The organism is Caulobacter sp. GW821-FHT12D05, from assembly GCF_058807295.1.
Map to the genome: position 1 here is coordinate 385,131 of NZ_JBXAQO010000003.1, position 20,660 is coordinate 405,790.

Consider the following 20,660-nt stretch of genomic DNA (forward strand, 5'->3'; position numbering starts at 1 on the left):
GACGTTGCCGGTTGAGAGCCGTTGGCCAGGGGTCTTCCGCTATATGTTGCAAAAACTTCTTATTGCGCGGCCGTCTGGGCGGCGTTCGCGCGGGTCAGGACCACCGTGTCCGGGCCCTGTTCCAGCCGGGCGTCGAACACCCGGGCGATGGCGCGGCTGAAGCCCACCGGGTCGTTGGCGGCGAACAGGCCGGTGACCGGTTCGCGAGCCAGTTCGGCGTCGCGGATCTGGATGTGGGTGTCGCTGTAGCGGGCGAATTCGGCGGCGGCCTCGCCCAGGGTCTGGCCTTCGAAGGCCAGCTTGCCCTCGCGCCAGGCCAGCTCGCGGGTGACGATCTGGGGCGGGATCGGCAACGGGCGCTCGGCCGAGATGTGGGCCGGGTCTGACAGCGCCAGACGGGTGTTGGACGTCACGGCGATGATCTTGGGCGACCCGATCAACGGCGCGGCAGAGACCTCGACCTGGCCCAGATTGACCAGCACGTCGACCGGGGCTTCGTCCAGCTTGCGCACGCGGAAGCCGGCCTGGGTGGTGCGCAGCCGGCGGCCGTTGACCTCGACCACGAAGGGCCGCTTCTCGTCGCGCGCCACCGAAAAATAGGCCTCGCCCTTCAGCAGGGTGACGACCCGCTGGTCCTTGTCGTAGCGGACCCGGATGCGGGTGTCGGTGTTCAGGAGGACGGTCGAGCCGTCCTTCAGCGGGGCCAGTCGGATCTCGCCGCGGTCGGTGCTGATCACCGTGCCGGCGGCGGCCGAGGTCACGCCCAGGGCGGCCAGCGAGGCGGCCGCCGCGGCGGCGCCCGTCCAGGCCAGCGCTTGCCGGCGCGAGACACGCGGGCGGCGCGGCGCGGCGAAGGTCGCGGGGTCGAAGTCGTCGCCCAGGGCCTGGGCCGACTCGCTCATCATCGCCAGGGCGCGGGCGCGCAGCAGGGCGCCCTTGGCGCGCGGATCGCTCTCCAGCCAGGCCTGGTGCGCCGCCGCCTGCTCCGGAGACAGCGGCCCACGATCCAGCCGCGCCGTCCATTCGGACGCCGCCTGGTCAATGTCGCGACTGGTGTCTCGTTCGGCCATTTATCGGGGTGTTCTCTGCTTCCGCGGTCTTAGAGGTTTGGGGTGGGGTGTTTCCGCTACGACCGAACCAATCAATCAGAAACAGAATGCCTCGGGAGATGTGAGTCTCCACCGTATTTTCCGAAATCCGCATGCGGGCGGCGATCTCGCGCTGGGGCAGGCCCCTGACCCTTCGCAGCACGAAGGCCTCGCGGGTCTTCAGCGGCATGGCCGAGATCGCCTTGGCCAACTGCCGCAGCTCGTCGCGGTCGATGGTTCGCCGCTCGGGAGAGGCCGCATCGTCGGGATGCTCCAGGCGCTCCAGGTCGTCGACCGCGTGGATGGCCACGATCCGGGCTCGGCGCACGTGCCGGGTGATCACCGAGCGGGCCACCTGGAACAGGTAGGCGCGCGGGTGGCGGATCTCGTCGACGCTCTCCAGCTCGGCCAGGATCGTATAGGCCTCCTGGATGATGTCGTCGGGATCCACGCCCGTCGGCGCGGCGCGCGACAGCCATCCCTTCAAGGCCGGCTCGTGCGGAAGGATGTTCCGCAAGAACCACCGTGTTCTTTCCCTGTCGGCGCCGCTCATCCCGGACTCGCTGGCTGGACACTGCTGAGGCCGCCTGGCTAGCGGCCGTTTGTGACAGCCCGGTTGGGCCGCACGCGGAGGATTTAGCGGCGGTTATCGTGCAACCTTGGCAAGGTCTTCGGCGGTGGCCGGGACGTAGGGCGCGGTCGCGTCGCCGGTCCAGCGCATCAGGGTCAGGTCGGCGGTCTGCTTGCCATCGACCTTGGTGTTGACCGCCAGATAGGCCAAGCCGTTCCCGACCGGCTGGAGGCCGACATCCGCCTTCTGGTTCCAGCCTCGGACGCCGGTGGCGGGGTCCTTCAGGCCGTCGTCGGCCAGCGCCAGCAGTTGGCCCTTTTCCCCGGGCACGCCCACGAGGTCAGCGGTCACCGGCTTGGTCCGGGCCTCGACCGCGAACAGGCCGTAGTTCGGGAAGCTGGTCTTCTTGCCCAGATAGACGCCCATCAGCCAACGCTCCTGGGCCTCGTCATAGGCCAGGTTCTGGACGCCGTAGCTGGTGTTGCCGGTGCGCACGAACACCTTGGCGGTCGGCGCGGCGGGACCGTTGTGGTGCGGCGCGGCTTCGGTCAGCGGGCTGGCGTATTTCGCCCAGTCGGCTACGTCGTACTGCAGCAGCACCTGGTGGTCATTGTCGGCGCGCTCGGTGTTGCCGTAGATGCCGTAGGCCACGGTCAGGTAGCGCGGCCCGTCAGCCTTGCCGAATGCCGGACCGAACGAGACGCCGTCGATGCCTGAGCACCCGTAGCGGTGGTCGGCGGTCTTGCCGACGTCGCCGTCGAACTTCCCGTCGGCGTCCATGTCGGCGGCGTAGTCCTTGGCCACTTCGGGCAGGTAGACGGTGCGGAAGAGCTCGGTCTGGCTGGCCTCGACGCCCACCTTGTCCAGGCGGGCTACGTCGATCACGGCGATGTAGAAGGCCTTGTCCTTCTTGTACTCCAGCGAGCCATAGACCTTGCCGTCGGCCGGGTTGAAGTCGAGGTCGCCCAGGTGCCCGGTCCAGCCGACCAGGGTGCCGACCAGATTGCCCTTCAGGTCGTATTTCGCCAGCAGATTGGTGAACGAGTAATAGACGTAGCCGCCCTTCACATCGACGGCGATCCCCTGCACGTGGCCGGACGCCCAGGTCCCGCCGTTCTGCTTGAGCGGCAGGTCCGCCAGGGTGGCTGAGAGCGCCGGCGGCGCTATCGCCAGAACGGCGCAGACCATGAGGAGCGGAAGACGCGTTTTCATGGGGAGCGCCGACTATCCCCAATAGGTGACAGTTTGACGAAAGGCGCTCCCGAAGCCGGGAGCGCCTCGCGTCGTCAGGTCAGAAGATCGCGCAGGCTTTTCAGCCAGGACACGTTCGCCGAATTGGACGGCGGCAAGCGGCTCAACCAGTACGAATTGTGCGAGATCCCCTTGGCGGTCAGCTTCCCAGGCTCGAAACCCTCGTCCTGGACGCCCTCGCCGAACAGCGGCCCGTCGGCATCGGCGACCAGGGCGCCGCCGACCAGGTCGTCGGAGAAGTAGAGATTGGTCCAGCGGGTCGTCAGGAACAGGTCGGCCGGATCCAGGCCCGTGCGGTTGGCCAGGTCGACGGGCGGGCAGGCGGGGGCGGCGTAGGTGATGTCGCGCTGGGCCACGAAGCGCGAGGCGCTGTGCGGCGAGTCCGGCGACCCTTCCAGCAGCAGTCGCGCATGAGCAAGCGGCGAGCCCAGGGTGACGAAGTCTGAGACGCTCCATTGCGGGAAGGTCTTCCAGCTGCCGAATGCGGCGGCCTGGGCCAAGCGCCATTGGTCGCGGTTGAAAGATGGGGCCAAGGCCGCCTTCACCAGGTTCGCCCGTTGCGCTGGGGGCAGGATGAGGCCGTCGCAGACCAGGCCCCAATACTGCCGCAGGATATCGTAGGCCACGACGGTGCCCAGGCTGTGGGCGACGACGATGATCTTGTCGTAGCGTCCGGTTCGATGCAGCGCCGTCAGCATGTCGACGCCCGCCTGCCGGATCTCGTGGCGCGCCATGATGTTCTCGGGACGATCGTTCAGATAGCGCGCGGAGTCGCCCATCACCTCGACCAGGAAGGGGCGGATGTAGATGCGCCACAGCGTCCAGACGATGGCGCCGAGGAAGGTCAGTACGATCGTCGCCAGCATGTGCCCGCTGTCACCGGCGCGGGCCAGAACGACGGGACTGACAAAGACCATCGGCGCCGAGCACAGATCGTTGAGTTCGGCTCCGCCGGTGTTCTCCAGGTCGCTCCACTCCAGTTCCTGTTTGCTTTTGACGACGACCCGGTCCGACCGTGAGGCTGGGCCGCTTTCCGGCGTGGATCCATCGGTGCCGCAAAGGGCGTTGGAGAGGCCGGCGACCGCGTTCAGGACAAAGCTTGGATTGACCTTGGTCTTGGCGCGGATAGTCTCAAGATTATCGTCGTCGTTCTTTTCGGGCTTGGTGATCCGAGCGCCCCAGACGTTGAGGTCGATGGCTGTTTCCAGGCGGGTGACGTCCTCGGAGATCTGGTCCTCGGCGTTGGTGATCGACGGCGCCACCGCGCAGACGAGGACGGCCGACAGGCAGAAGCTGAGACACCAACCGTAGCGTCGTCTCGCGATGGCGACGATCGCGGAAACCGCCAGGACCAGCGCGATCGCGAATACCGCCAGGCGCAGGTCGAACCGGAAGGCGAACAGGTCGCTGAGGCCATGATCATAGACCTGCACGATCTGCACCGGGAACATCGCCCCCATGGTCAGCCACAGATACGCCAGCAGCACGAACAGCGCCGCCCACACGCCCGCCCGCACCAGGGGAATCGCCACACGGACCCGCTTGGGAATTTCGCGCGCGGGCCGGCGCAGCAGGTTGAAGAACCAGTTCTGAAAATGGACCAGTTGGTTCCCCGCCATGCGGGGCGCCCAATAGAACTCGAACAGATCCAGGTCCGGGTTCTTGCCGCGCTGGCGAACCTCAATCCGGCGGATGTCTTCCAGGCCGGTCGTGTCCTCGGGACGCCACTTCACCTCGGGACTGGAGCCCTTGGTCGCGAAGTCGGCCATCAACACATGTTCCGCGAATTCGGCGCCCATCCGCATGGGTCGCTGGTCGCCCTGTCCGTGGATCAGGACGACGCCATAACGGGCCTTGGCCATCGTATTTCCCCCTAAACCCCACATCAGTAGGCGCGCCTTGCAAATGCGCGTCAAGATTGCGATTTGGGATTTATACGCGTCGACTAACGACTGTCCGGGAATGGCGCGGCCGGCCAGGGGCGTTGCGCGGGGCGCAGGCGCTCCCAAGCGCGCGACAGGCGTAAGGTCCCCAGATCGTCGAACCGGCGGCCCACGATCTGCAGGCCGATGGGCAGCCCTTCGGCCGTGTAGCCGGCGTTGATCGAGGCCGCTGGTTGCTCGGTCATGTTGAAGGCGACGGTGAAGCCGATGTGCTCGAACGGCCGGTTTGGATCGTTGGTGGGCGAGGGCAGGTGGGCGTCGAAGGCCGGGGCCGGGGCGGTCGGCGACAGCACGAAATCGAACGGCTGGAAGGCCTTGGCGCCGAACTCGCGGATGCGCTGGATCTGGTTGAAACCCCGATAGACCGCGACGCCATCCGCGCCCTCGGCGGCCCGCGCCCACTCCAGGATGTAGGGCAGGGCGCGCTCGGCCTGGCCCGGCGGCAAGGCGTTGAGATCGTTCAGGGATCGGGTGCGCCAGAAGAGGTCCAGGCCGTCCAGCATCTCGCGGGTCAGGAACGGCGCGAACGGTTCGACGATGGCCCCGGCGGCTTCGAAGGCGCGGGCGGCGGCGGTGACCGCTTCGGCCACTTCGGGCTCGACGGGCAGGCCGACGCCGGCGTCCAGCAGCAGGCCGATGCGCAGGCCTTTGAGGTCGATGTCGAGGTCGTCCCAGGCCAGATGCTCGGGCGGCAGGCTCATATAGTCCCGCCAGTCGGGGGCGGAGAGGACGGTCATGGCCAGCGCGGCGTCCTCGACCGTGCGGGTCATCGGTCCGGCGCAGCGGCCGATATAGGGTGGGTCGATCGGGATGCGGCCGTTGCTGGGCTTCAGGCCGTAGATCCCGCACCAGCCGGCCGGCAGGCGGATCGAGCCGCCGATGTCGGTGCCCAGGTGGATCGGGCCATAACCCGCGGCCGCCGCCGAGCCCGCGCCGGCGCTGGAACCGCCAGGGGTCTTGGCCAGGTCCCAGGGATTGCGCGACAGCTGGTGGAAGCTCGATAGGCCCGACGACAGCATGCCGAAATCGGGATTGGTGGTCTTGGCCAGGATCACCGCCCCGGCTTCGCGCAGCCGTGCGGCCGGCGGGGCATCGACGGGTTCGGGAACCACGGCCGAAGCCGCCGAGCCGATCGGCTTGGGTGTGCCGCGCGTGGCGATCAGTTCCTTGATGGTGACCGGCACGCCGTCCAGCGGCCCCAGGGCCTCGCCGCGTCGCCAGCGCGCCGCCGAAGCGCGGCCCGCCTCCATCGCGGCCTGCGCGTCCAGCGCCCAGGTGGCGGCGAGGTCGGGCTCCCAGGCCTCGATCCGCGCCAGCACGGCCTGGGTGACCTCGACGGGCGACACCTCGCCGTCGCGGTAGAGCCGGGAGAGTTCGGTCGCGGTCAGGTCGGGCAGCTGGCTCATGCATCGAGACTAGGCCCGGCGCGGCCGGCTTCGCTAGAGTGCGGGGCAACCTTGCGAAGGATATCGCCTTGCTTCGACCCGGCCCGCTCAATCTGCTCACCGACGTGCCTGGCGTGACGGTCGGCCACGCCACGGACGCGGCCGTGAAGACCGGCGTCACCGTGGCGCGTTTCCCCGGCGGCTGGACGGCGGCGGTCGATGTGCGTGGCGGCGGGCCTGGCGTGCGCGAGACGGCCGCCCTGTCGCCGGAGAACAGCTTCGCCAAGCTGCACGCCCTGACCCTCAGCGGCGGCTCGGTGTTCGGCCTGGCCGCCGCCGACGCGGTGACCACGGCCTTGTCGCAAGCCGGCGAAGGCTTCCAGCTGCGGCTGCAAACCCATCCGACCCCGATCGTCGGCGGTGCGGTGCTCTACGACCTGGCCAATGACGGCGACAAGGCGTGGGGCGACGAACCGCCTTATCGCCGCCTGGGCCGGGAAGCCTTCGACGCCTTGGACACGACCTTCGCCCTGGGCGCGGTCGGGGCTGGGCGCGGCGCCAAGGCTGGCGTCGTGCAAGGCGGCCTGGGCTCGGCCTCGCTGGATCTGGGCGATGGTCTGGTCGTCGGCGCCTTGGTCGCCGTGAACTCAGTGGGTTCGGTCTACATGCCCGACGGTCAGACCTTCTGGGCCTGGCCGTTCGAGATCGAAGGCGAGTTCGGTGGTCGCACGCCCTCGGGACCCGGCGGCGCGGTCGAGCCGCTGCCCGACGGTTCGCGCCTGGCGGGGCTGGGCCGGCTGAACCCCGGAACCAACACCACCCTGGCGGTGGTCGCCGTCAATGCCGACCTGACCGCCGGCGAGTGCCAGCGGCTGGCGATCATGGCCCAAGACGGCCTCTCCCGCGCCATCCGTCCGGCGCATACGCCGTTCGACGGCGACGTGGTGTTCGCCGCCGCCTCGGGCGCGGTCGCTCTGGGTCAGGAGGGCCGGCAGATCATCCTGGCGCGGCTGGGCGCGGCGGCCGGCGACTGCCTGGCGCGGGCCATCGCGCGCGGTGTCTACGCCGCGAACGGTTAGGCGATCCGAGCCCGCGCCTTGGCGGCTTCGTTGGGCAGGCCGAGGCGCTCGTAGACCTCCGCCAGAGCCCGGTTCAGCGGCACGCCGTCGGGATCGAAACCCCGCCGCAGCTCTAGCGCCTGCTGGGCCTCCGACAGGCAGCCGGCGCGGATCAGGGCGTCTAGGATCAGTTGCTCGAAGAGATCGCGCTGAGCGTGGCTGCCGCCGATCTCGGCCAGGCGCGGCAGAGCGGCGCGCAGGCCGCGTAGTGCTGCCTCGAAGTTACCGCGCGTGTGAGCGACCAGCCCCTCGGCGGCGGGCAGGGCGACCTCGGCCCAGGTCTGGCGGACGTGCTCCGGCGCTTCGACCGCAGCCCGGCGCACAGCGGCCAACAAGCTGTCGGCTTCAGGTCGCCCCGCACGTGCCAGGCCATAGAGGTACTGCAAGGTCAGGAACGGCTGCACCACGTCGTCGGCGCGGACGGCCAGATGCTCGGCCAGCTCGCTCCAGCGATCGCCGACATCGACCCCGGCCAGTTCCAGCCGCGCCAAGAGCGACACCGCCCCAACCTGATCCTGGGAGTAGCCCTTCTCCTGCGCCCAGCAGTGGTCGTCATAGGCGGCCAGCGCCGCCTCGAACCGGCCCTGGCTCAGATAGAACAGCGCCAGGTGCCACCACAGGTGCGTGTCCATGAACGAGTTCAGGCCCGTCCATGTGTCGCGCGCGCCCTCCAGGAAGGCCACGCCCTCGGCGATGCGGCCTTGGGTCAGCATCACATGGGCCAGGGCGTGCTGGGCCCAGGGCTCCTTGCGCTTGAGGGCCAGCGCCTTGCGGGCGGCGGCTTCGGCCTCGTCCAGCAGGTGGCACTGGTCATAGGCGAAGGCGATCATGCCGTGGATGTAGGCGATATCGTCCGTATACGGCAGAATGGCGCTGACGGCGCGCAACATGGCCGGGAAGTCGCCGCGGTTGAAGTCGTGATAGTGCGCAAGCTTCAGCACCAGCAGGTCGCGCGGCCAGGCCGCCAGGATCGTGTCGGCGATCGCCAGAGCGGCGGGGATGTCGTCGGCTGACCAGGCGGTGACGAAGTCGACGAAGGCCTGTTCGCGCGGATGGGCGCTCGCCGCCGCCACCTGGGCACGGGCCAGGTAGGGCGCGGCGCGCTCGGCCGCCTCGGGCGCTTCCAGCAGCAGCCACAGCGTGGCGGCATAGGCGTTCAGCAGCACGTTGCCGGGATGCGCCTCGGCCGCTCCGATCACGCTCGCGGCGCGAGTCTCGTAGGCGAGAAAGCCGTCGATGAAGTCGTCGATCGCCGCCAGGGCCTCGGCCGAGGTCGGACCGACCGGATTGCCGAGATAGTCGACGGCGCCCGACACCTAGAGCTCGCCGCCGATCCGCTCGACCTCGTCGGCCAGGGCCGCCAGGTCGAGGATCTTCAGGGTGCGGCCGCTCTGGCGGACGATGTTCAGGCTGGCCAGGCGGTTCAGCTCGCGGGTCACCGGCTCGCGCTGGCTGCCGACCAGCACGGCCAGCTCGGCATGGGTCGGGCAGGGCTGGATCACCACCTCGTTGGCGTCGCCGGCCACGGCCGAGCCCATGCGCAGCAGCTCGATGTCGACCCGGCAGGCCACCGAGACGGCGGTCAGCTCGAACAGCCGGTCGGTCAGGGCGCGGGTCAGGCTGGCCATGTCCTCCAGCAGCGCCCGCATGAAGCGCGGCGAGTCGTCGAACAGGCGCAGCACCAGCCGCTGGGGCAGGCGCACCAGCCGCACGTCCTCCAGGGCCACGATATTGACCGAGCGCGGCAGGCCGTCGATGGCGGCGATCTCGCCGAAATAGCCGCCCGGCGGAATGCGGCGATAGCCGACCTCGCGCCCCGAGCGGGCATACAGGTTGGCCAGCAGCGCGCCCTCCAGCAGCAGATAGATGCCGCCGTCCTCGTCGCGGCGCTGCAGGATCATCTCGCCCTTGCCGTAGCGCAGGTGCTCGACCTGCGGCCCCAGCGCCTCGATCTCCTCGCGGCGCATGTGGCGGAACAGCTTGTTGGCGCGATAGTCCTCTGGCGGGAACATGGTTGGCGCAAACGTTTGTGCACGCGGGGAGGGTGGAGGAATCACGGTCATCGGGTACGGTCCTGCACAGTCGTGCTGGGGGGCGGCGTATGGAAAATCGACAGCGTTACAAGGCCTTTATCAGCTATAGTCACCATGACCGCCAAGCTGCGGAATGGCTTCATCGCGCTTTGGAGAGCTATCGCGCGCCGCCCAGGTTGTCGGCCAAGAATGGCGCTAGCATCGCGGGTGGCCTGAAGCCGATTTTTCGCGACCGTGACGAGCTGAGCGCGGCGGCCGATCTGGGCGAGACCATCCGCGACGCCCTGGACCGCTCCGACGCCCTGATCGTGCTGTGCTCGCCGACGGCGGCGACTTCGCGCTGGGTCGACCAGGAGCTGGCCTATTTCATCAAGGATCGCGGCCCCGGCGCGGTGCTGTGCGTGATCACCCCCTCGACGCCGGACGACGCTGCGCTGGACGCGGTGATGCCGCCGGCCCTGCGCGCGGCCCTGCCGAAGGACGTCGAGCCGCTGGCCGTCGACCTGCGCCGCGACGCCGACGGTAAACGCCTGGCCCGGCTGAAGATCGCCGCCCGCCTGCTGAACGTCAGCCTGGATCAGCTGGTCCAGCGCGACGCCCGCCGCCGTCTGCGGGTGATGGCCGCCTTCACGGGCCTCGCCGCCGTGGTCACCGTCGGCATGGGGGCCATGACCGTCGCCACCCTCAAGTCCCGCCAGATCGCCCGCGAGCAGCGCGACGAGACCGAGGCCCTGGTCGCCTACATGCTGGGCGACCTGCGCCAGCAGCTGGAGCCCGTCGGGCGGCTGGACCTGCTGGACGGCGTCAGCGCCAAGGTGCTGGCCTACTATGCCAAGGACCGCACCGACCGCCTGGACGACAAGGCTCTGGCCCAGCGCGCCAAGGCCCAGACCCTGCTGGGCACGATCCGCGAGCAACGCGCCGACTATGCCGGGGCCGAGGACGCCTTCCGGCAGGCAGCGGCCACGACCCACATCCTGGTCGAGCGCGACCCGACCAACGGCGACCGCATCTTCGACGAGGCCCAGAACGTCTACTGGCTGGGCTATATGGGCTGGCGCAGCGGTGATCTGGCCAGCGCCGAGCGCGGCTTCCGGGGTTATGCCGAGTTGGCCGACAAGCTGGTCAAGCTGGACCCCAAGCGCCCCGAGTGGCGGATGGAGGTCGCCTATGCCGCGACCAATCTGGGCACTCTGTTCTTCGAGCAGGAGCGGATGGACGAGGCGCTGGTCGCCTTCCGTCGGTCGCTGGCCGAAAAGCGGGCCGCCCTGGCGCGCGCGCCGCAGGACAAGGCGCGGATCGCCGACGTCGCCAATACCCAGGCCTGGATCGCCGACACCCTGGGCCGGCTGGGCCGCGTGCGCGAGAGCTATGACGAGCGCGCGGCGGCGACCGCTCTGGTGAATGAGGCCGCAGCCAAGGATCCCAGCGACAAGCGGCTGGCGGCCAAGGCGGTGGGCACGCAGATGGCGCTGGCCCGGCTGGAACTGGACCTGGGGCGGCCCGCTAAGGCCCGCGCCCTGTCCGACACGGCCTTGCGCAAGGTGCGTGAACTGGCGGCCCTGGACCCGACCAATGCGCGCTGGGGCGAGTTCCAGGTGGTCACCCTGCTGGACCGCGTGGACATCGCCTGCTGGTCGGACGATCTGGTCGAGGCGCGCGCCAGCCATGCGGCGGCCAGCGCCAATCTGGCCAAGCTGCACGGCGGGGACGCCAAGAGCTGGCGACCGGACCTGGAGGGGCGTCTGGCCCTGCAGGCGGTGATGCTGGCGCGCCGGGCGGGCGACACGGCGCTCGAGCGCCGTCTGGCGCAGGATCTGCTGACGGTCCTGGACACCGTGCCGGGGTCACGCGAGCTGCAGGCCGAGCGCATGATCCTGGCGGCGGCGGCGAAATTGTCGGCCGGACAGGCGTCCCAGACCATCACGATCCTGTCGCCGAAACTGCCGTCGCTGGCCTCTTCAGGACGCGATGTGCTGGCTCGCGCATACCTTGCAGCGGGGCAACGCAACCAAGCCGAGAAGATCGTGCGTGAGTTGAAAAAACACGGCTACGCTCATCCTGGCTTCCTTGCCTTTTGGGCAGATTCCCCCGTAGGTGGAATCTCCGGTCGGGAGGCTATTAAATGACGGAACCAGTACCCGCTAAACTTGTCGAGCTCGTTATCGGCTTGGACAAGAACTTCAACTTCATGAACTTCTTGCATCCGGAGCGGCCCACGCGGCTGAGCCTGGATCTGACCGAGCGTTGCGAGCTTGTCTTCACGCTCAGCGATCAACTGATCAACGCCGGCTGGAAATTCCAGCGTCGTCCGATCGAGTTCGATCGCGACTACGGCGTCAACTTCTCCAGCTTCGTCTGGGTGCCGTATTCGATCGACGGCGGCGATATGCTGCCGCGCGCGCGCTTCAAGGTCATCTACGAAGACGCCCGCATGGGTGAGTACACCTACAGCCTGTTCATGCTGGACAGCCATGACCAGAAGATCGATCTCGATCCCGATATCGACAACGGCTTCGGTCGTCTGCCCTGATCGCGCAAGCGGTGTTCGACCAGGACCAGGTCGCCGCGCTGATCCGGCGCGGCGAGATCCTGGCCGCCTACGACATCGCTCGCGCCGCCCTCGAGGCGGGTGAGGCTTCGCGTGACGTCGCCTATGCCGCCGTGCTGTGCCTGGCGCGGTCGGGGGCCATCGACTTCGCGCGCTCCGAATATGTCCGCCTGGGCCTCGACCGGGCGGACGACTCGGACGCCGTGGCCTTGGGGGCGCGGCTTCTGAAGGACGTGGCCCTGGCCGCGCGCGGTCCGCGCCGCGCCGCCTTCGCCCGCGCCTCGATCCGGCGTTACGAGGCCCTGTTCCAGAGGTTCGGCGGCCTGTACGGCGCCATCAACGCAGCGACCATGACCCTGGTGGCCGGCGATCCCGACGGCGCCCGCGCCCGCGCCGCCGCGGCGCTGGAGATCGCGCCGCCGCCCGGCCTGACTGGCGAGGCCGCCTATTACGAGGCCGCCAGCCGGGCCGAGGCCCGTTTCCTGACCGGCGACGTCTTCGCCGCGCGCGAGACCCTGGCCGCCGCCGTGACCTTCGCGCCCCAGGCCTATGCCGCCCACGCCTCGACCCTGCGCCAGCTGGACATGCTGTGCCGCGAGACGCAGGTCGATCCCGCCTGGCTGGCCCCCTTCCGCCCGCCGGTCTGCGCCCACTTCACCGGCCACATCCTGGGACCCGACAAGGACGCGGCGCTGTCGGACTGCGCCCTGCGCCGCCAGGTCGACCAGCTGCTCAAGGACCAGCGGGTCGGCTTCGGCTATGGCAGCCTGGCGGCGGGCGCCGACATCGTCTTCGCCGAGGCCCTGCTGGCGGCGGGGGCCGAGCTGCACGTGGTGCTGCCGGTCAGCCGCGCCTCGTTCATCGAGGTCTCGGTGGCTCCGTTCGGCGCAGACTGGATCGTCCGCTTCGACGCCTGCATGGCTCGGGCGACCTCGATCCGCTACGCCTCGCGCGACCCCTATCTGGGCGACGAGCAGGTGTTCGCCTATTCCAGCCAGTTCGCCATGGGCTGCGCGGTGCTGCGCGCCCAGACCCTGTCGACCGAGGCCATCCAGCTGGCGGTCTGGGACGGTCACGAGACCGGCGGCCCGGCCGGGGTGTCCTACGACCTGACCTATTGGGCGCGCAGCGGCCGCCGCAGGGCGGTGGTGTCGATCGAGCGCCCGGCGCCGGCTCGCCGGCCGCCGATCAATTCGGACGAGCCGCCCAAGCGGGCCATGAAGGCGATGCTGTTCGCCGACGTCCAGGGCTTCGGCACGCTGCGCGACGACCAGATCCCGCCCTTCATCGAGACGGTGATGGGCCGCATGGCCAAGGCCGTCGAGTGGCTGGCCGCCCCGCCCACCCATGTCGAGACCTGGGGCGACGGCCTGTTCCTGGTCTTCGACCGTCCTATCGACGCGGCCCTGGCGGCGCTGGCCCTGCTGGAGGGGCACAAGGCGCTGGACCTGAAGGCGCTGGGCCTGCCACGCAGCCTGGGCCTGCGGGTGGCCGGACACTACGGGCCGGTGCACCTGCGCCGCCATCCCCTGACCCACGCCCCGGCGGTGATCGGCACGCACGTGGTCGTCGCCGCCCGCATCGAGCCCGATGTCGCCCCCGGCTCGGCCGGGATCAGCGAGGCCCTGGCCGGGGCGCTGGCCACCTTCCACGGCGACGCGGTGGCGTGCGGTTATGTCGGCCGCACCCAGACCCGCAAGGGCTTCCCGGCCACCCCGATCTTCAGCCTCTCGCGCGCTCCGTAAACGGTCGAAACATCCTCAGGGCGTGGCGGCAATCGATTGCTCGCCCAGGACGTTTTGACGACCGGCGGTATGCGATCTGCGGCCGGTGTGCAGATCGGCACATCAGAAACCGGAATTTCTCCCCATGGTCCAGCTGTCGACCGCGACGGGGTCCTCCCCGCCGTCGGCCGCGTGAACCGACTAGAGGGTCCGGCCACCCGCCGGCCGGGCCCTTCTTTTCGGAAGAGCCTTTCCCACGGTCGCGGCGACCCCGCGGCCCCCGCCACGCCAAAGGAGTCGACCATGCTTCTCGAAAAGTCCTTCGACGCACCCAACGCCGTCCTCAACGCCGCGCCGCCGGCCGATGACGCCGCCGCCCGCCTGCTGCGCCACGTGCTGAAGGTCTGGGCCCGCGAGCAGGGCGTGACCGAAGCCGAGGCGCCCGCCTTCATCGACGGCGTGATCCAGTACGCCACCGCGAGCATCCTGGACGGCCGCTACGGACGCACCGGTGCGTAGTCTTCGGCTCTTCGCCGATCGCGGGGGCGATTTCGCCCGCGTCCGGAGCGTGGTCGCCGGCGCCGAGGTCCTGCCTCGGCCGGCGCCGGCTCCGGTCGAGTCGCTGTCGGCGCTGGAGACCGAGGCCTGGCGCCTGCTGTGCCTGATGGCGGCCGAGGGCCGTCGTCGCGCCGCCCCCGCCCAGGACATCGCGCGGGTCACCTGGTTCTCCGACCCGTCGCTGCTGAACGCCTGGACCGACTTCGCCGTCGCCGCCGACGCCTGGGACGGCGAGGGGCGCGGCAAGACCCGCACCCTGGCCGAGGACATCGTCAGCTACGCCAAGGATGCGGCTGAACTCTATCGCCGCCTGGCCGCCCTGATGGCGCCGATGAAGGCGAGAGCCCCGTCGCTGGAGGAGGCCAAGGCCTGCCAGGCGATCCTGGACACCTTGGCCCGCGCCGCCGAGGAGCGCGCCCGTCGGGCCGGCGCACTGGGCGAGTCCGTCGCGCCGCTGGCCAAGGCCGCCACCCGCCTGGGCGCGGTGTTCGCCGGCCGCGAGCGCAATCCGCCCGTTCGCATCATCCTGCCCCATGTGCCGGGCCTGTGCCTGGCCTATGACGACCATTTCGAAGCCTGCGTCAGCGACATGGCGATCTTCGACAAGCGTCAGTTCTGGACGCTGGAGCCCAGCGGCGAGGCCTATGCGCTGGTCAGCGCCGCCGACCCCAGCCTAGTCCTGATCGTCGACCAGGACGAAGAGCTGATCCCGCTGACCCGCACGCCGCCGCCGTTCACCTTCGCCGACCGGGGGCCGCGCCCGCGCGTGGCGCGCCGCGAGGCCACGCCGATCGAGGCCGCGCGGTTCCTTGTCTCGCTCTCGCCCGACCTCTATCTGCAGAACGTCAGCTACCAGACCCTGGCCCTGGAATGCCCGGGCGATGGCGGTTGGCGGCACGGCGCGCCGGTTGTCACCCGCCTGAAGCGCGGAGGCTCGACCCAGCGCTGGGCGTTCGAGCCGCCGCTGCGCTCGCGCCAGGAGCTGATCTTCCACGACGTCGTCGCCCCGGCCGCGATCCACGGGCTTGAGGTCGGCGGTCTGATCCGCCTGGCCGACGACTGGGCCGCCATCGCTGACGACCTGCGGGCCGGCGCCGCCCAGGTCCAGGCCTGCGCCGAGCGCGATCAGGCGTTCGTGGCCAGCGGTTCGGTGGTCGATGTGCTGGAGAGTTGGCGTCGCGTGGCCGGCGAGGCGCGCAACGCCTCGACCGACCTGTCGGGAGAGGACTAAGGGCCGATGCTGGACGCCATCCTCACGGGCCTGCTGGCCGGATCGCCCCTGATCGTGACTCTTAAGCTGGCCGCCCTGGTCGCCGGCTTCGGGCTGGGCGTGCGCCTGCTGGCCGGCGGCGGCCGCACGGCCGACGATCGCGACCGCTCGCTGCTGGACGCGGTCCGCCGTCGCCGCCCCAACTAGGGGCCGAACTAGGCTACTTCTTCTTTTCGGCCGCCAGCTCTTCCGGCGTCAGCTTGCGCACCTGCGTCACCGGATAGCGCCGCCGGCCGGTCGCGTCCGGCACGATGATCTCGGCGTCATAGCCCGAGCACACCCAAGAGCGGCCGCGCGAATAGATGCCGATGCGCAGCGACCAGTCGATGTCGGGCGACGGCGAGAACAGCGTCAGGCGGTAGACGTTCTTGGGACTGATGCTGACGTCGACGGTGCTGTCGTCGATGACGGTGAAGCCGTTGACGTCGTCGGGCCGGAAGCACGCGCTCTTGGTCCGTTCCGGCTTGGCGCCAGCGGCGAGGACGGGACCGGCGGACACGAGCGCCGCCAGCACGATGGATCCGATCAGGACACGCATGATCAAACACTCCTAGAGGCGCCCGCCGTAAGCATCCTCGCGCGCAAGCGTGGCCGGCTCAAGGCTCGTGTGTTTCAGGCGTCCAACGTTTCGCCGACCAGGGTCGTTGCGCGCATAGATGGCCGTTGCTCGAAGGCGTCCAGCCAGGCGCTCAGGCGCGGATAGGCGGCCAGGTCGTGGATCTCGCGGAAGGCGATCCAGCTGAGGGCCGTGGCGATGGCGATCTCGGCCAGGCCGGGCGTGTTGGCAGGGTGGAAGTGGGCCTCCAGATAGGCGCAAGCGCCGGCGACCTTGGCCAGGTGGCCCTCGCCGAGGGGCGGGTAGCGCAGGTGTTCCGGCCGGCGGGTAGTCTCCCAGCGCACCAGGATGCCGGCCTCGGAGATGCCGTTGGCCACGGCCTGCCAGCGCAGGGCGGCGATGCGGTCGGCCGGGATGAGCGGCGGGCCGCCGTGGAGGCCGTCCAGATATTCGCAGATCACGCCGGAGTCGAAGATCGCCTCGCCGTCGTCGGTGATCAGCACCGGGACCTTGCCTAACGGGTTCAGCGCGAAGACCTCGTCGTTGCGCAGGGTGGGGCTGGTCTCGTGGTGGATGACCTCGATGCGATCGGCCAGCCCGGCCTCGTGGGCGAAGACCAGGGCCTTGCGGGCGAAGGGCGAGTGGGTCTGGTAGAGCAGCTTCATGCCAGCGGTCCTTCGGTCAGGATGATCAGGGGGCGGCTGTCGACGGGCAGGGCGTCGGCCAGCAGGGCCGCGAAACCGGCCGCGCCAGAGGGCGTGGTGGGCAGGCCCGCGAAGGCCAGGTGGCCGGCGGCGGTCTGAGCGGCCGCGTCGCTGACGGTGGCGTAGTTGACCTCGCAGCGCGCCAGCACCGCGTGGGCCAGCACCGACGGCGCCTTGCAGTCCAGGCGGCCCATCACCGAGTCCGGCCCCTCGACCCGCACCGGCCGGCCCGCGCGGGCGCTGGCGGCGAGGCATGGCGCGGCGTCAGGCTCGACGATGACGAGGCGCGGCTGGACCCGCCAGTTGCGGCGGATCATGTGGGCCAGGGCGGCGGCCAGGCCGCCGACGCCGGCTTGCAGATAGACCTCCGTCGGCCAGCGGCCCGAGACCTCGAACACCGCCCGCAGTTCCTCGGCGATGATCGTGTAGCCCTCCATGACCAGGGCCGGCGGGCGGTCGTCTAGCGTGTCGGCGGTGTCGGACAACAGGATCGCCCCAGTCTTCGTGGCGTCGGCCTGGGCTTCCAGCAGGAGTTCGTCATAGCGGGCGTCGCTGATCACCACCTCGGCTCCGGCGAGCTGGAGGCGGGCGACGAACGGCGTCGGCGTCGAGCGCGACAGATGGATCCGCGCCTTGGCGCCCAGCAGCCGCGCCCCGGTCGCGACCGCATAGCCGTGGTTGCCGGCGCTGGCGCAGACGAAGGTCGGGATGTCGCCGCGCTCGGCCAGCAAGGTCGCCACCGCATGGATGCCGCCGATCGCCTTGAAGGCCCCCAGGCCCATGCGGTCGCGCTCGTCCTTGATCAGGATGGTCGGGCCTGCCGGCTGGGCCAGGGTGCGCAACGGTGTGGCGGCGAAGCCGGGCAGGGCGCTCAAGGTGCGCAGCGGGGCGGCGGGATCAGGGCTGAACGTCATGCCGTCAGGTTAGCGAAAAGCGCTGCGCTGTTTGTCTCGCTGGCGGGCGATCATTCGGCTAAGTTTCCCGAAAATGTGCCGCAGGATGAGAGAAATCGATCATGGCCGCTGAGCCGCTCGACCAGGCCGACCGCATCCTGCTGGACCAGCTGCAGACCGACGCCACGCAAGGCATCGACGCCTTGGCCCACGCCTGTGGCCTGTCGGTCGCCTCGGTGCAGCGACGGCTCAAGCGCCTGCGGGCAAGTGGGGCCATCGCTCGGGAAGCCGCCCAACTGGAGCCGGCGGCGTTGGGCTTGCCGATGACCTTCGTGATCATGGTCGAGCTGGAGCGCGAGCGCCGCGAGCAGCTGGCCGATTTCCGCGCCCGGGTCCGCGACGAGCCCCAGGTGCAGCAGGCCTACTACGTGACCGGCGAGAGCGACTTTGCTTTGGTCTGCGTGGCTAGGGACATGGCCGACTTCGAGGCCCTGACCCACCGGCTGTTCTTCGAGAACGGCAATGTCCGCCGCTTCCGCACCTCGGTGGTGATGGAGCGGACCAAGGTCGGGCTCAGCGTCCCGGTTTAGCGAGCTTCAGGATCGCCATGCCGACCAGGGCCGAGGCCAGGGAGCCGGCCAGGACGCCGATCTTGGTCTCGTCGATCAGGTGCGGGTCCTTGAAGGCCAGGGCGCCGATGAACAGGCTCATGGTGAAGCCGATGCCGCACAACACCGCCACGCCGTAGAGCTGACCGACGCTGGCCCCACGCGGCAGCCGCGCCCAACCCAGCTTGATCAGGCCGAAGGCGACGCCGAACACCCCGACCTGCTTGCCGACGAACAGGCCCAGCGCCACGCCTAGCGGTACGGGATCGAGCAGGGCCGCGAGGCCGACACCGGCGAACGACAGCCCGGCATTGGCGAAGCCGAAGATGGGCGTGACCACGAAGGCCACCGGCTTGTGCAGGGCGTGCTCCAGCCGGTGCAGCGGCGAGTGGTCGCCTTCGCGCAACGGGATGGTCAGGGCCAGCGCGACGCCGGCCAGGGTGGCGTGGATGCCCGACTTCAGCACCAGGACCCACAGCACCGCGCCCAGCAGCAGGTAGGGCCACAGCTTCAACACCTTGAGCCGGTTCAGGGCGACCAGGACCAGCAGCACGACGCCCGCGCCGGCCAGGTACAGCAGGTGCAGCTGGGCAGTGTAGAACAGGGCGATGATCACGATGGCCGCCAGGTCGTCCATAATGGCGATGGCGGTCAGGAACACCTTCAAGCTGGTCGGCACACGCGGCCCCAGCAGGGCCAGCACCCCCAGCGCAAAGGCGATGTCGGTGGCCGACGGGATGGCCCAGCCGGCGATGCTGGCCGGGTGTCCGGCGTTGAAGGCCAGATAGATCACCGCCGGCAGCGCCACCCCGCCCAGGGCCGCCGCGCCGGGCAGGATCACGTCGGCGGGGCGCGACAGCTGGCCGTCCAGCACCTCGCGCTTGATCTCCAGCCCGACCAGCAGGAAGAACGCGGCCATCAGGCCGTCATTGATCCAGTGCTGGGCGCTTAGCGGACCCAGATAGATGTGCAGCGCGCCGAAGTAAGCTTCGGCCAGCGGCGAGTTGGCGACGACCAGGGCCAGGGCCGCGGCGGCCATCAGCACATAGCCGCCGGCCGCCTCGTCCTGGAGGAACTCGGCAAGCGCCCGGCGGGCGCGCAGGCTGATGGTCTTAAGCGCCATGTCAGAGCGTCCTCAGGAACCGGTTGGCGAAGAACAGGCCGACCAGGCCCAGGCCGCAGGCGATATAGGCGCCGTTCGCCAGGAACTGGCCCCATTCGATGTCCAGCTTGGCGAACGACTTCACCAGCAAGAGCGAGATGCTGCCGATATAGCCGAACGAGTCGGCGACATAGATCAGGAACCCCGCAGTGCCGACCTTGCCGGTGGCGGCGATCATCCGGTCGAACAGCATGGCGTTGAACGGCGTGTAGCCCATGTACAGCCCCGCGCCGGCCAGGATCATCCACCACACCGGCGGCAGCACGTGCAGCTGATAGGCCAGGGTCGAGGCGCCCAGCAGCACGAAACCCAGGGCCACGAAGCCGATGTTGAAGCCGACGGCCCGGCGGTTGTCCTTGACCCCCATCAGGGCGGCCAGGCCGACCAGCACGATGGCGGCCACCGGCAGCTCCGACAGGGTGAAGATCGCGGCGGCGTTCTTGAAGCCCAGCTCGGCCCAGATCTCGGCCGAGAAGTTGTCGCGGAAGTCGCGCAGGGCGGTCAGGATCACATAGACGGCGATCAGCAGGATCAGGGCCGGGGCGTGGGCGGCGAAGAGAGCGATGCGGTCCTGGCGGCTCATCGGCGCGCGCTTGACCCGCTCGGCCTCGTCGGCGGCGTTGGGCGGCGGCAGCTGGGCCAGGGCGACGACCGCGATCAGCATCAGCGGCGCGAAGACAAGGCCCGAGACGGCCGGCATCCACTTCTCATCGACATCGGCCAGCAGCAGCATCTTGCCGACCGACTTGGCCACGCCCGACGACAGGATGAAGCTGGCGCACAGCATGGCCCCCAGCACCTCGGTCAGTCGGCGACCCTCCAGGAAACCGAACACCAGGCCCCAGATCATGCCCAGGCACAGCCCGTTCAGGTACATGGCCATCGGCCCGATCACCGTCGGCAGGGTCCCGAACAGCAGCAGCGACATCTGCGCCCCGAAGATCAGGGTCAGGATGCCCATGGCCCGTTTGCTGCCTGGCATCTCGGAGATCACCTTGACCCCGATGAACTTGGCCGTGGCGTAGCCGGCGACCTGGGCGATGACGAGGGCGATCTTGAAGTCGAAGGCGAACGGCCAGCCTTCCGGGTGGCTGAAGGCGGCGGCCGTGAACGGCTTGCGATAGCCGAACATGGCGAAATAGACGGCGAACGAGGACAGGCCGCCATAGAGGGCGAACAGCCAGGGCGGGGCCGTGGTCAGAAAGCGGGTCACCGCGCCTGGCTTGGCGTGTTCGTTCATGCGCG

At 69.6% G+C, this 20,660-nt stretch carries 20 protein-coding genes; 8 read left to right on the forward strand and 12 right to left on the reverse strand.

What is annotated here, in order from left to right:
- Positions 1-59: 59 nt before the first annotated feature.
- The 5 genes from AC1RRR_RS14660 to AC1RRR_RS14680 all read right to left on the reverse strand — a co-directional run bounded on the left by AC1RRR_RS14660 (position 60) and on the right by AC1RRR_RS14680 (position 6,259).
- Positions 60-1,070 (reverse strand): FecR family protein, encoded by a 1,011-nt coding sequence (locus AC1RRR_RS14660; RefSeq protein ID WP_492814158.1) that lies wholly within the window; start codon positions 1,068-1,070, stop codon positions 60-62.
- A complete protein-coding gene (locus AC1RRR_RS14665; RefSeq protein WP_492814159.1) occupies positions 1,039-1,641 on the reverse strand; it encodes an RNA polymerase sigma factor in 603 nt (200 codons plus the stop codon). Before AC1RRR_RS14665 ends, AC1RRR_RS14660 begins: the two co-directional genes overlap by 32 nt.
- A gap of 93 nt (positions 1,642-1,734) precedes the next feature.
- The gene (locus AC1RRR_RS14670) at positions 1,735-2,871 is read right to left on the reverse strand and encodes a hypothetical protein (protein WP_492814161.1); all 1,137 of its coding nucleotides are present in this window, start codon (positions 2,869-2,871) and stop codon (positions 1,735-1,737) included.
- 74 nt (positions 2,872-2,945) lie between these two features.
- Positions 2,946-4,772: a hypothetical protein gene (locus AC1RRR_RS14675; protein ID WP_492814162.1), complete on the reverse strand. Its 1,827-nt coding sequence runs from the start codon at positions 4,770-4,772 to the stop codon at positions 2,946-2,948.
- Positions 4,773-4,855: 83 nt separating this feature from the next.
- Positions 4,856-6,259, reverse strand: coding sequence for an amidase (locus AC1RRR_RS14680; protein ID WP_492814163.1), 1,404 nt, complete (start codon positions 6,257-6,259; stop codon positions 4,856-4,858).
- A 68-nt stretch (positions 6,260-6,327) separates the two neighbouring features.
- Here AC1RRR_RS14680 and AC1RRR_RS14685 point away from each other — a divergent pair, with 68 nt between their 5' ends.
- Positions 6,328-7,317 carry a P1 family peptidase gene (locus AC1RRR_RS14685; protein ID WP_492814164.1) on the forward strand — a complete coding sequence of 330 codons (990 nt, stop codon included), beginning with the start codon at positions 6,328-6,330 and terminating at the stop codon, positions 7,315-7,317.
- Here AC1RRR_RS14685 and AC1RRR_RS14690 read toward each other — a convergent pair.
- Entirely contained in the window at positions 7,314-8,672 is a 1,359-nt protein-coding gene (locus tag AC1RRR_RS14690; protein ID WP_492814165.1) for a tetratricopeptide repeat protein, read from the reverse strand. The two genes, AC1RRR_RS14685 and AC1RRR_RS14690, sit on opposite strands and share 4 nt — an antisense overlap.
- Positions 8,673-9,419: a Crp/Fnr family transcriptional regulator gene (locus AC1RRR_RS14695; RefSeq protein ID WP_492814167.1), complete on the reverse strand. Its 747-nt coding sequence runs from the start codon at positions 9,417-9,419 to the stop codon at positions 8,673-8,675.
- A gap of 38 nt (positions 9,420-9,457) precedes the next feature.
- Here AC1RRR_RS14695 and AC1RRR_RS14700 point away from each other — a divergent pair, with 38 nt between their 5' ends.
- The 6 genes from AC1RRR_RS14700 to AC1RRR_RS14725 all read left to right on the forward strand — a co-directional run bounded on the left by AC1RRR_RS14700 (position 9,458) and on the right by AC1RRR_RS14725 (position 15,639).
- A complete protein-coding gene (locus AC1RRR_RS14700; protein WP_492814169.1) occupies positions 9,458-11,518 on the forward strand; it encodes a toll/interleukin-1 receptor domain-containing protein in 2,061 nt (686 codons plus the stop codon).
- On the forward strand, positions 11,515-11,922 hold the full coding sequence (locus tag AC1RRR_RS14705; RefSeq protein WP_454713992.1) for a hypothetical protein: 408 nt from the start codon (positions 11,515-11,517) through the stop codon (positions 11,920-11,922). The genes AC1RRR_RS14700 and AC1RRR_RS14705 overlap by 4 nt, the downstream gene beginning before the upstream one ends.
- An 11-nt stretch (positions 11,923-11,933) precedes the next feature.
- Positions 11,934-13,685 (forward strand): tetratricopeptide repeat-containing protein, encoded by a 1,752-nt coding sequence (locus AC1RRR_RS14710; protein WP_492814171.1) that lies wholly within the window; start codon positions 11,934-11,936, stop codon positions 13,683-13,685.
- Between the two features lie 282 nt (positions 13,686-13,967).
- A complete protein-coding gene (locus tag AC1RRR_RS14715) occupies positions 13,968-14,183 on the forward strand; it encodes a hypothetical protein (RefSeq protein ID WP_492814173.1) in 216 nt (71 codons plus the stop codon).
- The gene (locus AC1RRR_RS14720) at positions 14,176-15,453 is read left to right on the forward strand and encodes a hypothetical protein (RefSeq protein WP_492814174.1); all 1,278 of its coding nucleotides are present in this window, start codon (positions 14,176-14,178) and stop codon (positions 15,451-15,453) included. The genes AC1RRR_RS14715 and AC1RRR_RS14720 overlap by 8 nt, the downstream gene beginning before the upstream one ends.
- A 6-nt stretch (positions 15,454-15,459) precedes the next feature.
- Entirely contained in the window at positions 15,460-15,639 is a 180-nt protein-coding gene (locus AC1RRR_RS14725) for a hypothetical protein (RefSeq protein WP_492814176.1), read from the forward strand.
- Between the two features lie 13 nt (positions 15,640-15,652).
- Here the strand turns inward: AC1RRR_RS14725 and AC1RRR_RS14730 are convergent, their stop codons facing one another.
- The 3 genes from AC1RRR_RS14730 to AC1RRR_RS14740 form a co-directional block, all read right to left on the reverse strand.
- The gene (locus tag AC1RRR_RS14730) at positions 15,653-16,030 is read right to left on the reverse strand and encodes a DUF6491 family protein (RefSeq protein WP_492814178.1); all 378 of its coding nucleotides are present in this window, start codon (positions 16,028-16,030) and stop codon (positions 15,653-15,655) included.
- 74 nt (positions 16,031-16,104) lie between these two features.
- Positions 16,105-16,713 (reverse strand): glutathione S-transferase family protein, encoded by a 609-nt coding sequence (locus AC1RRR_RS14735; protein ID WP_492814180.1) that lies wholly within the window; start codon positions 16,711-16,713, stop codon positions 16,105-16,107.
- On the reverse strand, positions 16,710-17,666 hold the full coding sequence (locus AC1RRR_RS14740) for a pyridoxal-phosphate dependent enzyme (RefSeq protein ID WP_492814182.1): 957 nt from the start codon (positions 17,664-17,666) through the stop codon (positions 16,710-16,712). The genes AC1RRR_RS14735 and AC1RRR_RS14740 overlap by 4 nt, the downstream gene beginning before the upstream one ends.
- A gap of 101 nt (positions 17,667-17,767) precedes the next feature.
- Here AC1RRR_RS14740 and AC1RRR_RS14745 point away from each other — a divergent pair, with 101 nt between their 5' ends.
- Entirely contained in the window at positions 17,768-18,235 is a 468-nt protein-coding gene (locus AC1RRR_RS14745; RefSeq protein WP_492814184.1) for an Lrp/AsnC family transcriptional regulator, read from the forward strand.
- Here AC1RRR_RS14745 and nhaA read toward each other — a convergent pair.
- Entirely contained in the window at positions 18,219-19,376 is a 1,158-nt protein-coding gene (gene nhaA / locus AC1RRR_RS14750) for a Na+/H+ antiporter NhaA (RefSeq protein ID WP_492814186.1), read from the reverse strand. The genes AC1RRR_RS14745 and nhaA overlap by 17 nt on opposite strands.
- Before the next feature lies 1 nt (position 19,377).
- Positions 19,378-20,655: a DUF5690 family protein gene (locus AC1RRR_RS14755; RefSeq protein WP_492814188.1), complete on the reverse strand. Its 1,278-nt coding sequence runs from the start codon at positions 20,653-20,655 to the stop codon at positions 19,378-19,380.
- Between the last annotated feature and the right edge of the window lie 5 nt (positions 20,656-20,660).

What these genes read in the sequence shown, in the direction of transcription:
- AC1RRR_RS14725 (WP_492814176.1), top strand. Translation starts at nt 15,460, where the DNA reads ATGCTGGACGCCATCCTCACGGGCCTGCTGGCCGGATCGCCCCTGATC.
- AC1RRR_RS14740 (WP_492814182.1), bottom strand. Translation starts at nt 17,666, where the DNA reads ATGACGTTCAGCCCTGATCCCGCCGCCCCGCTGCGCACCTTGAGCGCC.
- AC1RRR_RS14745 (WP_492814184.1), top strand. Translation starts at nt 17,768, where the DNA reads ATGGCCGCTGAGCCGCTCGACCAGGCCGACCGCATCCTGCTGGACCAG.
- AC1RRR_RS14700 (WP_492814169.1), top strand. Translation starts at nt 9,458, where the DNA reads ATGGAAAATCGACAGCGTTACAAGGCCTTTATCAGCTATAGTCACCAT.
- AC1RRR_RS14675 (WP_492814162.1), bottom strand. Translation starts at nt 4,772, where the DNA reads ATGGCCAAGGCCCGTTATGGCGTCGTCCTGATCCACGGACAGGGCGAC.
- AC1RRR_RS14680 (WP_492814163.1), bottom strand. Translation starts at nt 6,259, where the DNA reads ATGAGCCAGCTGCCCGACCTGACCGCGACCGAACTCTCCCGGCTCTAC.
- AC1RRR_RS14665 (WP_492814159.1), bottom strand. Translation starts at nt 1,641, where the DNA reads ATGAGCGGCGCCGACAGGGAAAGAACACGGTGGTTCTTGCGGAACATC.
- nhaA (WP_492814186.1), bottom strand. Translation starts at nt 19,376, where the DNA reads ATGGCGCTTAAGACCATCAGCCTGCGCGCCCGCCGGGCGCTTGCCGAG.
- AC1RRR_RS14670 (WP_492814161.1), bottom strand. Translation starts at nt 2,871, where the DNA reads ATGAAAACGCGTCTTCCGCTCCTCATGGTCTGCGCCGTTCTGGCGATA.
- AC1RRR_RS14735 (WP_492814180.1), bottom strand. Translation starts at nt 16,713, where the DNA reads ATGAAGCTGCTCTACCAGACCCACTCGCCCTTCGCCCGCAAGGCCCTG.
- AC1RRR_RS14660 (WP_492814158.1), bottom strand. Translation starts at nt 1,070, where the DNA reads ATGGCCGAACGAGACACCAGTCGCGACATTGACCAGGCGGCGTCCGAA.
- AC1RRR_RS14695 (WP_492814167.1), bottom strand. Translation starts at nt 9,419, where the DNA reads ATGACCGTGATTCCTCCACCCTCCCCGCGTGCACAAACGTTTGCGCCA.
- AC1RRR_RS14730 (WP_492814178.1), bottom strand. Translation starts at nt 16,030, where the DNA reads ATGCGTGTCCTGATCGGATCCATCGTGCTGGCGGCGCTCGTGTCCGCC.
- AC1RRR_RS14705 (WP_454713992.1), top strand. Translation starts at nt 11,515, where the DNA reads ATGACGGAACCAGTACCCGCTAAACTTGTCGAGCTCGTTATCGGCTTG.
- AC1RRR_RS14715 (WP_492814173.1), top strand. Translation starts at nt 13,968, where the DNA reads ATGCTTCTCGAAAAGTCCTTCGACGCACCCAACGCCGTCCTCAACGCC.
- AC1RRR_RS14755 (WP_492814188.1), bottom strand. Translation starts at nt 20,655, where the DNA reads ATGAACGAACACGCCAAGCCAGGCGCGGTGACCCGCTTTCTGACCACG.